General features: G+C 63.1%; 13 protein-coding genes. 8 read left to right on the top strand and 5 right to left on the bottom strand.

Going from position 1 to position 14,289, the window contains the following annotated elements; genetic code table 11:
* Positions 1-12: 12 nt before the first annotated feature.
* Both dnaK and dnaJ read left to right on the top strand, forming a co-directional pair.
* Positions 13-1,911, top strand: a complete 1,899-nt coding sequence (gene dnaK, locus K426_RS17675; RefSeq protein ID WP_066561953.1) for a molecular chaperone DnaK — start codon at positions 13-15, stop codon at positions 1,909-1,911.
* 63 nt (positions 1,912-1,974) lie between these two features.
* Positions 1,975-3,111 carry a molecular chaperone DnaJ gene (gene dnaJ / locus K426_RS17670; protein WP_066559899.1) on the top strand — a complete coding sequence of 379 codons (1,137 nt, stop codon included), beginning with the start codon at positions 1,975-1,977 and terminating at the stop codon, positions 3,109-3,111.
* Positions 3,112-3,143: 32 nt separating this feature from the next.
* On the opposite strand, the gene K426_RS17665 is transcribed toward dnaJ, so the two are convergent.
* The 3 genes from K426_RS17665 to K426_RS17655 form a co-directional block, all read right to left on the bottom strand.
* A complete protein-coding gene (locus K426_RS17665) occupies positions 3,144-4,436 on the bottom strand; it encodes an amino acid permease (protein ID WP_066559897.1) in 1,293 nt (430 codons plus the stop codon).
* 299 nt (positions 4,437-4,735) lie between these two features.
* Positions 4,736-6,538 (bottom strand): acyl-CoA dehydrogenase C-terminal domain-containing protein, encoded by a 1,803-nt coding sequence (locus tag K426_RS17660; protein ID WP_066559894.1) that lies wholly within the window; start codon positions 6,536-6,538, stop codon positions 4,736-4,738.
* Between the two features lie 36 nt (positions 6,539-6,574).
* The gene (locus K426_RS17655) at positions 6,575-6,982 is read right to left on the bottom strand and encodes a MerR family transcriptional regulator (protein WP_066559892.1); all 408 of its coding nucleotides are present in this window, start codon (positions 6,980-6,982) and stop codon (positions 6,575-6,577) included.
* A 106-nt stretch (positions 6,983-7,088) separates the two neighbouring features.
* Between K426_RS17655 and K426_RS17650 the strand changes: the two genes are divergently transcribed.
* The 4 genes from K426_RS17650 (at position 7,089) to K426_RS17635 (ending at position 12,172) form a co-directional block, all read left to right on the top strand.
* A complete protein-coding gene (locus K426_RS17650) occupies positions 7,089-7,496 on the top strand; it encodes a DUF2946 family protein (RefSeq protein ID WP_066559890.1) in 408 nt (135 codons plus the stop codon).
* Positions 7,497-7,537: 41 nt separating this feature from the next.
* Positions 7,538-9,577 carry a TonB-dependent receptor family protein gene (locus tag K426_RS17645; protein ID WP_066559888.1) on the top strand — a complete coding sequence of 680 codons (2,040 nt, stop codon included), beginning with the start codon at positions 7,538-7,540 and terminating at the stop codon, positions 9,575-9,577.
* Between the two features lie 157 nt (positions 9,578-9,734).
* Positions 9,735-11,357 carry an NAD(P)/FAD-dependent oxidoreductase gene (locus tag K426_RS17640; protein WP_066559883.1) on the top strand — a complete coding sequence of 541 codons (1,623 nt, stop codon included), beginning with the start codon at positions 9,735-9,737 and terminating at the stop codon, positions 11,355-11,357.
* 308 nt (positions 11,358-11,665) lie between these two features.
* On the top strand, positions 11,666-12,172 hold the full coding sequence (locus K426_RS17635; RefSeq protein WP_066559880.1) for a hypothetical protein: 507 nt from the start codon (positions 11,666-11,668) through the stop codon (positions 12,170-12,172).
* Between the two features lie 130 nt (positions 12,173-12,302).
* Here the strand turns inward: K426_RS17635 and K426_RS32575 are convergent, their stop codons facing one another.
* Positions 12,303-12,893 carry a YfiM family protein gene (locus tag K426_RS32575; protein ID WP_257721817.1) on the bottom strand — a complete coding sequence of 197 codons (591 nt, stop codon included), beginning with the start codon at positions 12,891-12,893 and terminating at the stop codon, positions 12,303-12,305.
* Entirely contained in the window at positions 12,894-13,298 is a 405-nt protein-coding gene (locus tag K426_RS32570; RefSeq protein ID WP_237229835.1) for a hypothetical protein, read from the bottom strand.
* Positions 13,299-13,337: 39 nt separating this feature from the next.
* Here K426_RS32570 and K426_RS31425 point away from each other — a divergent pair, with 39 nt between their 5' ends.
* Both K426_RS31425 and K426_RS17625 read left to right on the top strand, forming a co-directional pair.
* Positions 13,338-13,580, top strand: coding sequence for a hypothetical protein (locus K426_RS31425; RefSeq protein WP_145907427.1), 243 nt, complete (start codon positions 13,338-13,340; stop codon positions 13,578-13,580).
* A 340-nt stretch (positions 13,581-13,920) separates the two neighbouring features.
* A complete protein-coding gene (locus K426_RS17625) occupies positions 13,921-14,289 on the top strand; it encodes a thermonuclease family protein (RefSeq protein ID WP_237229832.1) in 369 nt (122 codons plus the stop codon).

Here is a 14,289-nt window from a genome sequence, read left to right as displayed (position 1 = left end):
AAAGAGGACAAGATGGCAAAAGTAATCGGTATCGACCTTGGCACCACCAATAGCTGCGTCGCCGTGATGGACGGCGGCAAGCCCAAGGTCATCGAAAATGCGGAAGGCGCGCGGACCACGCCGTCGATCGTCGCCTTCACCAAGGATGGCGAGCGCCTGATCGGTCAGCCTGCAAAGCGTCAGGCCGTGACCAATCCGGACAATACGGTTTTCGCGGTGAAGCGCCTGATCGGCCGCCGCTTCGATGATCCGATGACCAAGAAGGACATGGAGCTGGTGCCCTACAGCATCGCCAAGGGTCCGAACGGCGACGCCTGGGTCAATGCCGGCGGCAAGGATTATTCGCCTTCGCAGATTTCCGCCTTCACCCTCCAGAAGATGAAGGAAACCGCCGAGAGCTATCTGGGCGAGACGGTCACGCAGGCGGTCATCACCGTTCCGGCCTATTTCAACGACGCCCAGCGTCAGGCAACCAAGGACGCCGGCCAGATCGCTGGCTTGGAAGTGCTGCGCATCATCAACGAGCCGACCGCGGCTGCGCTGGCCTATGGGCTTGAGAAGCAGGATGGCAAGACCATCGCGGTCTATGACCTTGGCGGCGGCACCTTCGACATCTCGATCCTGGAGATTGGCGATGGCGTGTTCGAGGTGAAGTCGACCAATGGCGACACCTTCCTGGGTGGCGAGGATTTCGACGCCAAGCTGGTCGAATATCTGGCCGCCGACTTCAAGAAGGAAGAGGGCATCGACCTCACCAAGGACAAGCTGGCGCTCCAGCGTCTGAAGGAAGCCGCTGAAAAGGCGAAGATAGAGCTGTCCTCGGCCCAGTCGACCGAAGTCAACCTGCCCTTCATCACCGCCGACCAGAACGGCCCCAAGCATCTGGTGAAGAACATCACCCGTTCCGACCTGGAGCGGCTGGTGGCCGACCTCATCAAGCGGACCATGGAACCGTGCAAGAAGGCGCTGGCCGATGCGGGCGTTTCGGCGGCCGAGATCAGCGAAGTCGTCCTCGTCGGCGGCATGACCCGCATGCCCAAGGTGCGCGAAGCCGTGAAGGACTTCTTCGGCAAGGAACCGCATACCGGCGTCAACCCGGACGAAGTGGTCGCCATGGGCGCGGCGATCCAGGCTGGCGTGTTGCAGGGCGACGTCAAGGACGTGTTGCTGCTCGACGTTACCCCGCTGAGTCTCGGCATCGAGACGCTGGGCGGCGTGTTCACCCGCATGATCGACCGCAACACCACCATCCCCGCCAAGAAGTCGCAGGTCTATTCGACCGCCGACGACAATCAGCAGGCGGTGACGATCCGCGTGTTCCAGGGCGAGCGTGAAATGGCGGCGGACAACAAGCTGCTCGGCCAGTTCGATCTGGTCGGCATCCCGCCCGCGCCGCGCGGCGTGCCGCAGATCGAAGTCACCTTCGACATCGACGCCAACGGCCTCGTCAACGTCCATGCCAAGGACAAGGGCACCGGCAAGGAACAGCAGATCCGCATTCAGGCGTCGGGCGGTCTGTCGGACGCCGACATCGACCAGATGGTCAAGGATGCCGAGCGTTTCGCGGAAGAGGACAAGAAGAAGCGCGAATCGGCCGAGGCGAAGAACAATGCCGAGAGCCTGATCCACACCACCGAGCAGCAGCTTTCCGAGCATGGCGACAAGGTGGACGCTGGCCTGAAGTCGGAAATCGAAACCGCCATCGCCGCCACCAAGTCGGCGGTTGAAAGCGGCGATGCCGAGGCGATGAAGGCCAAGGCGCAGGAACTGGCGCAGGTCGCCATGAAGCTGGGTCAGGCCATTTATGAGAAGGAGCAGGCGGCTGCGGCTGCTCCGGGTGCGGACGCGCCTAAGGCGGACGATGATGTCGTCGATGCCGAATTCTCGGAAGTGGACGACAACAAGGCGTAAGCTGATGTGCTTGCCCCGTCATGGCTGCTGTGGTCATGATGGGGCAGGGACGCCGGGGGCGAAATGAGCACCGAAATCGATTATTACGAACTGCTTGAAGTCGAACGCACGGCGGATGCCGGGGCTATCAAGAGCGCCTATCGCAAGCTGGCGATGAAATATCACCCGGACAAGACCGGGGGCTGCACTGACAGCGAGGCCAAGTTCAAGGCCGTTTCCGAAGCCTATGAGTGCCTGAAAGACCCGCAGAAGCGCGCGGCCTATGACCGTTTCGGTCATGCGGCGTTCCAGAATGGCGGTCCGGGCGGCTTTGGCGGCGGACGCGGCGGCGCGGGCGGTTTTTCCGATCTGGGCGATATTTTCGAGACGATTTTCGGTCAGGCCGCAGGCGGTTTCGGCGGCGGCGGACGACAGGCCCAGCGGCGCGGGGCGGACCTGCGCTATGACCTGGAGATCACGCTGGACGATGCCTATCATGGCAAGAAGACCGAGATCGAGATCGAGGTTTCGGCGGCCTGCGAAAGCTGCGACGGTTCCGGCGCGCAGCCGGGGACGGGCGTCAAGGGCTGCGGCACCTGTCATGGTCATGGCCAGGTGCGGGCGCAGCAGGGCTTTTTCGTGGTCGAGCGGACCTGTCCGTCCTGCCATGGCGCGGGACAGGTGATTGAAAGCCCCTGCCGTTCGTGCCGGGGCGAAGGGCGGGTGGACAAGCCCAAGACGCTTTCCGTCAGCATCCCCGCCGGTGTCGATGAAGGCACGCGCATCCGCCTGTCGGGCGAGGGCGAGGCGGGCGCGCGCGGGGCGCCTGCGGGCGATCTCTATATTTTCCTGCATGTGAAGCGGCACTCGATCTTCGAGCGGGACGGGACGACCCTGTTTGCCCGCGCGCCGGTCAGCATCACCACGGCGGCGTTGGGAGGCGTGATCGAAGTGCCGGGTCTCGACGGCCAGCGGCATGAAATCAAGATCCCGAGCGGTATTCAGTCAGGCAAGCAGATCCGCCAGCGTGGGGCGGGCATGCCCGTGCTCAACGGGCGGGGGCAGGGCGATCTGGTGATTCAGGTCGATGTAGAAACCCCGACCAGATTGACTGCGAAGCAGCGGGAATTGCTGGAAGCCTTCCGCGAGACGGAAACCGGCGAGGAATGCCCGCAGTCGACCGGATTTTTCAGCAAGCTCAAGGAAATGTGGGGGGATTGAGGCTCCTGGGGGCGGGAGCGCGGATCGCATAGTTAGGCTGTTTTCTTCGCTTCCCATCTCGCCCAGGCGTAGAAGGGAAAACCCCCCGCCATCAGCAGAAAACTCGCCCCGCTCGGCACCAATCCCGCGCCCCAGAGCGTCCAGAGCGCATAAGCCAGCCCCACCAGCGCCGCCAGCACCACCAGCCGGAACCGCAACGCCGCCAGGGCGCAGCCGACATACAGCCAGAGCGTGGCCGATGTCGACAGCAGCGCCATGGCAGTGAACAGCGCGACCAGTCCTTGCAGGCTGTTGGCGATCAGCATCAATGTTCCCAGCACGCAGGACAGCAGCAGTGCGCGGACTGGGGTGCCTTGGCGGTTGGTCCCGGCCAGCCAGCACGGCAATTCGCCGCCCCGCGCCATGGCGAGCGGCACTTCGCCTTGCAGCAGTGTCCAGCCGTTGAGCGCGCCAAGACAACTGATCGTGGCGAAGGCGGCGATGAAATGCGCCGGGCCGGGCGACCAATAATGAGCGACGAAGGCGGCGAAGGGCGAGCCTGACTGACTTTCCGCCGCGGGCAGGGTGAGCGCTATGCCGGAGCAAACCAGCAGATAGATAAGGCCCGTCACCGCCGTGCCGATCAGCGTGGCGCGGGGGATGGTCCGGGCGGGATCGCGCACCTTGTCGGCGGCGACGCTGGCGGATTCGAAGCCCAATAGCGCCCAGAGCGTCAACGCCGCCGAGGCGGTGATGCCGGCGCTGGTGAAGCCTTGGGCGGGAAAGGGCGCGACCTCCGCCTTGCCGCTGCCCAGCATCAGGGCGAGCAGGAGGAAGACCAGGATGATCGGTATCAGCTTGATCGCGGTGGTGGCGAGTTGAGTCACGCCCGCGGCCCGCGCACCGATCAGGTTGATGCCGGTGGTTAGCCAAAGAAAGGCGATCGAGACGAGCGCCCCCATGCCGGGGCGGTTGAGCGCGGGCAGGATGCTGCTGAGATTGGCGGTGGCGGCGACCGCGATGGTGACATTGGTGAAGATCACCGAAATCCAGTAGATCCAGCCGATCGCGAAACCGGCGAGCGGCCCATAGGCGCGGGTGATGAACTGCGCTGTGCCGCCGGCATCGGGCATCAGCACCGTCAGCCGCGCGATGACATAGGCGAGGATGAGCGATCCGGCGATGGTGAACACCCATCCCGCCACCGCATCCCAGCCGAAGGGCGCGAGCGAGGCGGGGAGCAGGAACACGCCGGAGCCGATCATATTGCCCATGACCAGCGCGATGCAGGCGGCAAGGCCCAACGTGCGGCTGGTGGAGGGAGGGGCCGTGGCTGGCTGGATCATGTGCCGTTTGATGGGCTTATGCGGCGCTGGGTGCAATGGGGCATGGAGGGGGAGGCGAAACGAAGAGCCAAGGGCGATGGCTGCGAATGGCCAGAGGCGGACATCGATAACATTCGTCATCCCAGCGCAAGCTGGGATCTCGTGAGTCTAGGCTGTGCCCTCTCGCCTGAGATCCCAGCTTGCGCTGGGATGACGGATTTAAATGGTAGGAATTCACCCAATTCCCGCTCTTTGGCGGCCCGGAAAAAGAACGCTCCGCTGCGGCTGGCCGAGCGGAGCGTCTTGCATCCCGCGACGCTTCAAGCCGCCAGGAACATCTCCGGATCCAGCGCCATCAGGCTGTCCGCGCCGCCCTCGATCTTGCGGCGGAGCGCGCCGGCGTCGGGCATGATGCGTTCCGCAAAGAAGCGGGCCGTCACCAGCTTGGCTTCATGGAATTTGGCATCCTCCGAGCCTGCCGCGATCTGGGCCGTAGCCGCCCTGGCCATGCGCAGCCACATCAGGCCCGTCGCGACGATCCCCAATATGTGCATATAGTGCACCGCGCCCGCCCCGGCATTGTCAGGATTCTTCATTGCATTCTGCATCAACCACATGGTCGCGGCGCCAAGCTGGCCGCTCGCCTTTTCCAGCGCTTCGGCCAGGGGTGCGAGCTTTTCGTCGGCCTTGGCTGCCGCCACCTCATCCGCGATGATCTTGAGGAAGGCCTGGAGCGCCCGGCCGCCGTTCATGGGCAGCTTGCGCCCGACAAGGTCCATCGCCTGTATGCCGTTGGTGCCCTCGTAAATCTGGGCGATGCGGGCGTCGCGGACATATTGTTCGACGCCATTTTCCCAGATGTAGCCATGACCGCCGAACACCTGCTGCGCCGTCACGGCGACATCGAAGCCCTTGTCCGTGCCATAGCCCTTGATCACCGGGGTCAGCAGTTGGACGAGGTCGTCGGCCGCCTGACGTTCTTCTTCCGTGGCGGCATGGTGGGAGAGGTCGACCTGAAGCGCGCCCCAGAGCATCAGCGCGCGCAGCCCTTCGGTCAGCGCCTTGCCCTCCATCAACATCCGGCGCACATCGGGGTGGACGAACAGGGTGTCGGCCTTTTCCTCCGGCTCCTTGGGGCCGGTCAGCGCCCGGCCCTGGCGCCGGTCATGCGCATAGGCGGCGGCGTTCTGATAGGCGATTTCCGCTTGGCCCAGACCCTGGAGACCAACCCCCAGCCGCGCCGCGTTCATCATGATGAACATGGCGGCCAGACCCTTATTCTCCTCGCCCACCAGCCAGCCGGTCGCGCCGTCATAGTTCATGACGCAGGTGGCATTGCCGTGAATGCCCATCTTATGTTCCAGCGAGCCGCAGGAAACCGCATTGCGTTCACCCAGCGATCCATCCTCCTTCACGAGGAATTTCGAGACGACGAACAGCGAGATTCCCTTGCTGCCCTCCGGCGCGTCGGGAGTCTTGGCAAGGACGAGGTGGATGATGTTTTCCGCCAGGTCATGCTCGCCCGCCGAAATGAAGATCTTGGTCCCGCTGATCGTGAAGCTGCCGTCCTGCTGGGGTACGGCCTTGGTCTTGATGAGGCCGAGATCGGTGCCACAATGCGGTTCCGTCAGGTTCATCGTCCCGGTCCATCGGCCCGACACCATATTGGGGAGGTAAGTCTGCTTCTGCTCTTCGCTGCCCTTGGCGATCAGGGCGGCCACGGCCCCGCTGGTCAGGCCATGATACATTTCGAAGCTGTGGTTGGCCGAGAGTATATATTCGCTGACCGCCGTCGCCACGACATGGGGCAGACCCTGCCCGCCATATTCGACCGGCGCATGCAGCGTGGTCCAGCCGCCCTCGACATAGGCGTCATAGGCCGCCTTGAAGCCGGTCGGCGTGGTGACGCTGCCGTCCGGGTGGCGGGTGCAGCCTTCCTTGTCGCCCACGGCGTTCAAGGGGAAGAGGACTTCGGCGGCGATCTTGCCGCCTTCGGTCAGGATCGCCTCGACCAGATCCGCGGTCGCATTTTCGAAACCGGGCAGATTGGTGTAGCGGTCCAGCCCCAGCACATGGTCGAGCACGAAGCGGGTGTCGCGGACGGGGGCGGTATAGCTGGGCATGATCTTCTCCGGACGATTCTGTTCTGGTGAGGGGGATTATCTGTCGAGGACGGTCACGAACTGGGAGAGTTCCGCGATGGCGGCATCGATATCGTCTTTCTGGCGGGTCAGAAGGTCGATGCGCGCCTTGCACTTGGCGATGGTGACGCGGCGCTGCTCCTCATGTCCCTCGTCGGCATCGTAGAGGTCGATCATCTCGCGAATGTCGGACAGGCTGAAGCCCACCCGCTTGCCGCGCAATATCCACGCCAGCCGGGCGCGGTCGCGGCGCGAATAGATGCGGGCCAGGCCTTGCCGTTCCGGCGCGATCAGCCCTTCATCCTCGTAGAAGCGCAGGGCGCGGGCGGTGACGCCGAACTCCTCGGACAGGTCGGTGATGGTGTAAGATTGCCGGTCGCTGTGATCGGGGAGTTCGATGCCGGCGATGCTGGTGCGTTTGTCCATGCCGGGTGATGTAACGCTGCCTTACGTTTACGTCAAGGTGAGTGTGCGGCCCGTGGCCCTTTTGTCCTAGTGACAGGGCGGGCCGTCGCCGCTAGGGCTTGGCGCCATGATGGGGGCAGTCAGACGATCGGAATTGGCGAAAGGCCTGCTGGCCGCGCTGGCTCTGCTCGTGCTGGCGATTCAGCTTGTTGCGCCCTCGGGCTTCATGCCGGTGCGGACCGATCGGGGCGTCGTGGTGACGCTTTGCACGGGGCAGGGCGCGGTCAATATCGTGGTCGACCGGGGGCAGGCTCCCGCCAAGGATCACGCGCCGGATGACGGCATGGCGGGGCAGCAGCATTGCCCCTTTGCCGCGTCCGTTCAGCCGGTGGTGCCGCCGCTCGCGCTGGCCGATCTGCCGCTGCCGGTCTGGCAGCTTGGCTTCGGGCCGATCGCCTTCGCGCTCAAGACCGGGCTGATCGCGCGGCTGGCCGCACCGCCGCCGCCTTCTTCGGGACCGCCCGCCACCTTCTGAATCCGCTGTTTCTCGTGCTTTTTCAGTAAGGTTGTTTTTTCATGTCCGTTTTTTCCATTTCGCGCGGCGTTTCGCTGTGTGCGCTTGCCTGCTCGCTATCTTCTCCCGCTCTGGCCGATGAGGTGGCCGAGCAAAGCCGGATCATCGTCACCGCCAGCCCCGTGGTCGAGGAGGCCGCGGCGAAAGTCGCCCGCACGCCCGGCGGGATCGATGTCGTGTCCGCCGAGGATTTCGAAGACAAGCTGGCCGTTTCCCTGCGCGATGCGCTGAGCTTTTCGCCCGGCGTCTATACCCAGCCGCGCTTCGGGCAGGAGGTGCGGATTTCCATTCGCGGGTCCGGCCTGTCGCGTGGCTATCATATGCGCGGGCTGACGCTGTTGCAGGACGGCATCCCCATCAACATGGCCGACGACAATGGCGATTTTCAGGAGCTGGACCCGCAGATCTTCCAGCATCTGGAGGTTTATCGCGGCGGCAATGCGCTGCGGCGAGGCGGGTCGACGCTGGGCGGGGCGATCAATGCGGTGACGCCGACCGGGCGAACGGCTCCGGGGGCCGAGCTGCGGGTCGATGGCGGGTCGTTCGATACGCTGCGGGCCAAGGCGGCCTACGGCTATGCCGATGAGCGGGGCGATGCCTGGGCGGCCGTCACCGCCGATCGGTCCGATGGCGATCGCGCTCATGGGCGGCGCAAGGCGCTGCGCTTCAACGGCAATGTCGGGTTGAAGCTCAATGACCGGGTGGAGACGCGCTTCTACGCCAGCGCGCAAACGATCCGGCAGAAACTGTCGGGCGCGCTCAATGAAAGCGATGCGCTGAACCATCCGGCCAAGGGCAATTTCGCTGGCGATCAGGCGCGCAATATCGATTCGATCCGCTTGCAGAACCGCACCACGGTTCAGCTTGACGGCGGCGAGCTGGCCTTCGGGGTCTATTATAATGCCAAGGCGCTCAACCATCCGATCTATCAGCTCGTCGACCAGAAGTCGAAGGATCGCGGCGTCTTCGCCAGCCTTGATCTGGCAGGGGATCTGGGCGGGCTGCCGGTCGAATTGACGCTGGGTAGCCAGGCGCGCTTCGGGCAGGGCAAATTCCGGCAGTTCGTCAATCTGAACGGCAGGCCCGGCGCGCCGACCTCCTATCAGAAGGCGCGGGCGCAGACGATCAACAGCTATGGCGAGGCGCGGATCGCACCGATTGCAGGGCTGTGGCTGATCGCGGGCGGCATCTATACCCATGGCGAGCGGCGGCTCGACAATCGTTTCGCCCCGGTAAGGAGCGGGGATGCGTCGTTCGATGCCTTCGCCCCGAAATTCGGGCTGTTGTTCGAGCCCGCGCAGACGGTGCAATTCTATGCGAATTATAGCCGGTCGGTGGAGCTGCCGGGCTTTATCGAATTGGGGCAGACACAGTTTGATACGCTGGCCGTCGGCTTTGTCCCCCTTCAGCCGCAAAAGGCATGGACAGGGGAGATCGGCACCCGTGGGACGCTTGGCATGGCCCATTGGGACATCAGCATCTATCGGGCCGATCTTCGTGGCGAGATGTTGCAATATGGCGCGGGCGACAGCGCTATTCCCGCCGCGACTTTCAATGCAGGCCGCACGCGGCATCAGGGGATTGAGGCGGGGCTGGACCTTGCGCTGGCGCCCTGGGCGATGCTGCGGCAGGTCTATCAATATAGCGATTTCCGCTTCCGCGACGATGAGCAGTTCGGCAATAACCGCTTGCCGGTGGTGCCGCGCCATTTTTACCGGGCGGAGCTGAAGCTGGGGACGGAGCGGTTCAGCGTCTCGCCGGCGGTCGAATGGCTGCCGCAGGGTGCCTGGGTGGACTATGCCAACACGAAACGGGTGGGCGATTACGCCACGCTGAACCTTGGGGCGCAGGCAGAGGTGAAGCCGGGTGTCACCCTGTTCCTCGATGCCCGCAATCTGACCGGCGAGCGGGCTGTGGGGGATATCAGCGCTCTGGTTCGCTATGTGCCGGACAATCCGGCAACTCTGGTGAATGAAGGTAGCGTCGCCTTTTATCCTGTCGAGCGGCGGGCGTTCTATGGTGGGGTGCGCGCCCGGTTCTAATTCAATCGTCATTCCCGCGAAGGCGGGAATCCATCTCCGACGCTGCATCAAGTCTATTCTTATGGGAGATGGGTTCCCGCCCCAGCGGGAACGACGATGGGAGAGATGATCCAAGGAGGACTGGAGCCGACTCGCTAATAGGTTTAGGGGCAGGCGAATGTTGCGCCTTTCCGGATTGAAACTGCCCCTCGACCATCCCGCCGAGGCGATGCCTGCCGCCATTTGCGAGCGGCTGGATCTCGCGCCGCAGCAACTGTTGAGCCATGCCGTGGTGCGCCGGGGCAATGATGCGCGACGCAAAAATGCGATCCAGCTCGTCTACACCGTCGATGTCGAAGTGACGGACGAGGCGGAGGTGCTGGAGCGCTTCGCCAAGGATCATGACGTCCGTCTGCGCCCGGACACCGACTACAAATTCGTGGCGAGGGCGCCGCAGGGCTGGTCGGGCAAGCGGCCCGTCGTGATCGGTGCGGGACCGTGCGGACTGTTTGCGGGACTGATCCTCGCGCAAATGGGCTTTCGCCCGATCATCCTCGACCGGGGCAAGGTGGTGCGGGAGCGGACCAAGGATACCTGGGGTCTGTGGCGCCGCGCCGAACTCAATCCCGACAGCAATGTGCAGTTCGGGGAGGGCGGGGCGGGCACCTTCTCCGACGGCAAGCTTTATTGCCGGGTGAAGGATCCGCGCTTTCTGGGCCGCAAGGTGCTGGAAGAATTCGTCGCCGCGGGTGCGCCCGATGACATATTGACCGAAGCGCATCCGCATATCGGGACTTTCCGCCTCGTCTCCATGGTTGAATCCATGCGCCGCCAGATCGAGGGGCTGGGCGGCGAATATCGCTGGCAGCACCGGGTTGATGAACTGGAACTGGAACGGCAGGGCGAGGGCATGCAGAAGCTGCGCGGGCTGCATCTGGCGGACGGCGGTTTCATCGAGACGGACCATGTCGTGCTGGCGGTGGGCCACAGCGCCCGCCCGACCTTCGAGATGCTGCACCGGCGCGGCGTGCATATCGAGCCGAAACCCTTTTCCATCGGCGTGCGCATCGAGCATCCGCAAAGCTGGATCGACCGCGCGCGCTACGGCAATTGCGCGGGGCATCCGGTGTTGGGCGCGGCGGCCTATAGCCTTGCCCATCATTGCGCCAATGGGCGGACGGTCTACAGCTTCTGCATGTGTCCTGGTGGACGGGTGGTTGCGGCGACTTCGGAGGAGGGGCGCGTCGTCACCAACGGCATGAGCCAATATTCACGGGCCGAGTTCAACGCCAATTCTGGCCTGGTGGTCGGCATCGATCCGGAGCGGGACTATCCCGGCGGGCCGCTGGCGGGGATCGAATTGCAGCGTCATTGGGAAAGCATGGCCTTTGTCGCGGGCGGTTCCTCCTACCATGCGCCGGGACAGAAGGTGGGGGATTTCCTTGAGGGCCGCGCTTCGAGCGAGTTGGGCGAGGTCATTCCGTCCTACAAGCCGGGCGTGACCCTGACCGACCTCTCGCGCTGCCTGCCCGAATTCGTGCTGGAGGCATTCCATGAGGCGATCCCCGTCTTCGGGCGGCAGATCGCCAATTACGACCATCCCGACGCCGTGATGACGGGGGTGGAAACCCGCACCTCCTCCCCGATCCGCATCACGCGGGGCAAGGATCATCAGAGCCTCAATGTTGCGGGCCTTTATCCCGCCGGGGAGGGGGCGGGCTATGCGGGCGGCATTCTCTCCGCCGCGATCGATGGGATAAAGGTGGCGGAGGCGGTGGGCTTGAGCATCGCGGCGGGCTGACTCCTTCCGTCACGCACCGTTCCTCTGAAGCCCGAGTCGATGCGCCGGAGCGTTATCGGCCGCCCTCGCAAAATGCCTTGATTGAAACGACTTGCCGAAGGGTGCTGCGACGGCGCGGAAACGATGCTTCAAAATGGGACAGGATGGCCCAGGTTTGAAATATTATGTATGCCGATGAGATCATTCATTTATATTGGTTACTCAATCGATCGTCTTTGTAATATATAAAGTCCCGCAGCTTTTCGGCCGGCCAGATGCCGCCGCAGCCGCTCCAATCATAATCCTACATCATCGCAGAGGAGGCTCTCATGCATGCCAAGCCCTTGATTTTGGCGCTTTGCTCGTCCCTGCTGCTGTCAACAGGGGTTAGTGCCAGACAGCCAGGCGACCAACTGACCGTGGTGGCGTCGCCGGAAAAGGAAATGACGTACGAGAAATGGCAGAATCGGACCGCGAACCGGCTGACCAGCAGCATTCGCCGGACCGCCAATCTGGCTTCCGACCATAGCGCGACCGGCTATGCCCGGGTTCAGTTCCGTCTGGATGATGAGGGGCGGCCCCAGGCCATCGCCCTTGCCCAGCCTTCGTCGTCTCGTTCCATCGACCGGATATCGATGCGGGCGGTCAAGACCATGGGGCGGTTGACGCCGTTGCCGCCGCAAATCGGCGCGGCTTCCAGGTTCGAGGCGTGGATCATCGTCGCCAACGATGCCTGGGAACGGGACGATATGCTGAACCGGCTTCGTACGGACCATCGGGCACAGACGCTGGCGCAGGCAGGCGCCGAGCAGCCCGTTCTGATTGCGTCGCGCTGAACGCCGCCCTTCCCCCCGGATGGCGTTGGCCCGATGCGGAGTCTGGAGGAGCGGCCGGGTTGGCGACCCGATGCGCGCGGTTCAGCCGGCGCGCATCTGCCTCCTTCGCTCTTCCAGCTTCCGCTCTCCTTCAATGGACATAGGCGGCGGTATAGGGGAGCTGAAAATAGTCGAGCCCGCTACCGATCGCGCGACCCAGGCGCGATCGGCTGTTTCGGAAGAACAACTGCTTGATGTTGAGGCCGACGCCGAAGAAGATGTCGCGTTCCGGCCTTATGCCGGCGGCGCGGTCGGCATTGGTGAAATTCTTGCCGCGATATCCGAGTTGCAGTTCGACCAGGCGCAACGGGCTGTCGCGCAACCTTGCGAAACCGGCGAGTTCAAGCGAAAGCAGAAAGCGCTGCTGTTCATAATGGCGCTTGCCCTTGAAGCTGTAGACTTCTGAATTGGGCATCATCAGCAGGCGGAAATCCAGCTTCTCCTCCAGTCCCGGCACCGTATGGCGCAGCACCGAAAAGGCCGCGCCGCCGGTATTGAAGAGGAGATCCTGTGGCGAAAAGCCACTATCCTTCTTATGCGCGTCCCACATTTCGCCATAGAGCATCAGTCCCATGGAAAGCAGCGCGGCCGGGGCTGCCGCCCTGGCCCGGTCATGGGTTTTGCGGGCTATCCGCGCGCCGAGAAATTCCGCGAACAGATAGGCGTTGAAGGCGTGGGTCAGCTAGTCGATGCCCAGATTGTTGGTGTCCTTGCCGAACCAGCCTTCATCCTTGAAATGGAAATGAGTCGTGCCGTCCGTCCAATAGGCCTGCGTCGCGCTGATATAGGCGAAGAGGCCGATGGTTTCCCATTTGGCGGCGCCGATGCGGCTGCCAAGCGAATGATAGCGACTGTCGGTATCGGCATCCGGAGCTGCCGGGCTTTGCGGATCGGCTGGCCCTTGCACGACAGGATTGGCTGGCGGGGGGTGGGGTGTCATGGCGCCCAGATCGAAGGCGGTATCCATGAGAGCCAACTGGCTGGGAGCGGCAGATCGAAGGCCTGGATCATCGCCACTTTGCGCGGCAGCGGAGGTGGAGCCGATGCACAGGGACAGCGCGGGCAGGACGGTCCATGCTGGGTGCATCTTATCTCCCCAATAAACCATGCCCATTTCATATTTCATATGAGCTATTTGATTTATCGGGATAATTTACCCCTGCCGGATGGTTCAGGACAATTTGCGATAATGGGTAATGGCTGCCCATTAATGCTTATTTCGTCGGTCGGATCGTGGGATATGCAAAGCCATATTGCTTTGGTCTTAGTCGCGGCGACACCCGCCGAAACCCCAAGCAAATTCGGAAAAGGGATTGCGAACGGCATGGAAGGTGGCATCCGCCTCCTGGCCGCCAACCCCATCCCCTGATGATGAAATGGGGAGGGCGACCGGGCCTCGCATCCGTTTCGGGCAGAGGATGGGTATATCCAAAGACAGAGGATGGGCGAGTGAAATTAATTCATTCGTATCAAAGCGATACATATCTGTCGATTATCGTTAAATATCATGAAAAACTGGGTGAAGAGATCAATATAGAATTTACAGATAGATTTACTGGCTAAAAATTGAACCGAGGCAAGAATGCTGGTGGACTGGGGTGTAAGCAAGCGAGGGCCGCGCCGGCACCCAATGGCAGGGAGCGGCGATGATGGGGAGAGGGCATGATTTTTAGCCTGGACGCCGCGTCGGCCATTGCGGGGGTGGAAGAGTGATCGCCGCCCTGTTCTTCGCATCTGCCTTGACTGTCGTTGATGGTGGCATGCTGCGCGTGAATGGCGAGCGTATCCGGCTTTTGGGCATCGACGCCCCGGACGTTGCCAGCCGTTGCGCCAAGCGCGGGACTTGCGCGCCCATCAGTCCCCGGCAGAGCAAGGAAAGCCTGAAGCGCGCGTTGCGGGATCCCATCACCATCGTTCCGGTGGCCCGCGACGCCAATGGCCGGACTGTCGCGATCGTCTATGCCGGGGGGCTCAACATGTCCTGCGAGCAGATTCGAAAGGGCATGGCCGTTTATAAGCCCGCCTGGGATATGGGCCGCCGTCTGGCGAAGGAATGCCGTTTCCTGTCGAGGCGATGA

The organism is Sphingobium sp. TKS (genome assembly GCF_001563265.1).
Classification (GTDB): domain Bacteria; phylum Pseudomonadota; class Alphaproteobacteria; order Sphingomonadales; family Sphingomonadaceae; genus Sphingobium.
Note: the sequence above shows the minus strand (reverse complement) of the source record. Positions and strands in the feature narration are given on the sequence as shown.

Bases quoted from the DNA above. Each gene is read 5' to 3' on its own strand.
- K426_RS17645 (WP_066559888.1), top strand. From the start codon at position 7,538: ATGTCCGTTTTTTCCATTTCGCGCGGCGTTTCGCTGTGTGCGCTTGCC.
- dnaJ (WP_066559899.1), top strand. From the start codon at position 1,975: ATGAGCACCGAAATCGATTATTACGAACTGCTTGAAGTCGAACGCACG.
- K426_RS17660 (WP_066559894.1), bottom strand. From the start codon at position 6,538: ATGCCCAGCTATACCGCCCCCGTCCGCGACACCCGCTTCGTGCTCGAC.
- K426_RS17650 (WP_066559890.1), top strand. From the start codon at position 7,089: ATGATGGGGGCAGTCAGACGATCGGAATTGGCGAAAGGCCTGCTGGCC.
- dnaK (WP_066561953.1), top strand. From the start codon at position 13: ATGGCAAAAGTAATCGGTATCGACCTTGGCACCACCAATAGCTGCGTC.
- K426_RS31425 (WP_145907427.1), top strand. From the start codon at position 13,338: ATGAGCTATTTGATTTATCGGGATAATTTACCCCTGCCGGATGGTTCA.
- K426_RS17635 (WP_066559880.1), top strand. From the start codon at position 11,666: ATGCATGCCAAGCCCTTGATTTTGGCGCTTTGCTCGTCCCTGCTGCTG.
- K426_RS32570 (WP_237229835.1), bottom strand. From the start codon at position 13,298: ATGCACCCAGCATGGACCGTCCTGCCCGCGCTGTCCCTGTGCATCGGC.
- K426_RS17640 (WP_066559883.1), top strand. From the start codon at position 9,735: ATGTTGCGCCTTTCCGGATTGAAACTGCCCCTCGACCATCCCGCCGAG.
- K426_RS17665 (WP_066559897.1), bottom strand. From the start codon at position 4,436: ATGATCCAGCCAGCCACGGCCCCTCCCTCCACCAGCCGCACGTTGGGC.
- K426_RS17655 (WP_066559892.1), bottom strand. From the start codon at position 6,982: ATGGACAAACGCACCAGCATCGCCGGCATCGAACTCCCCGATCACAGC.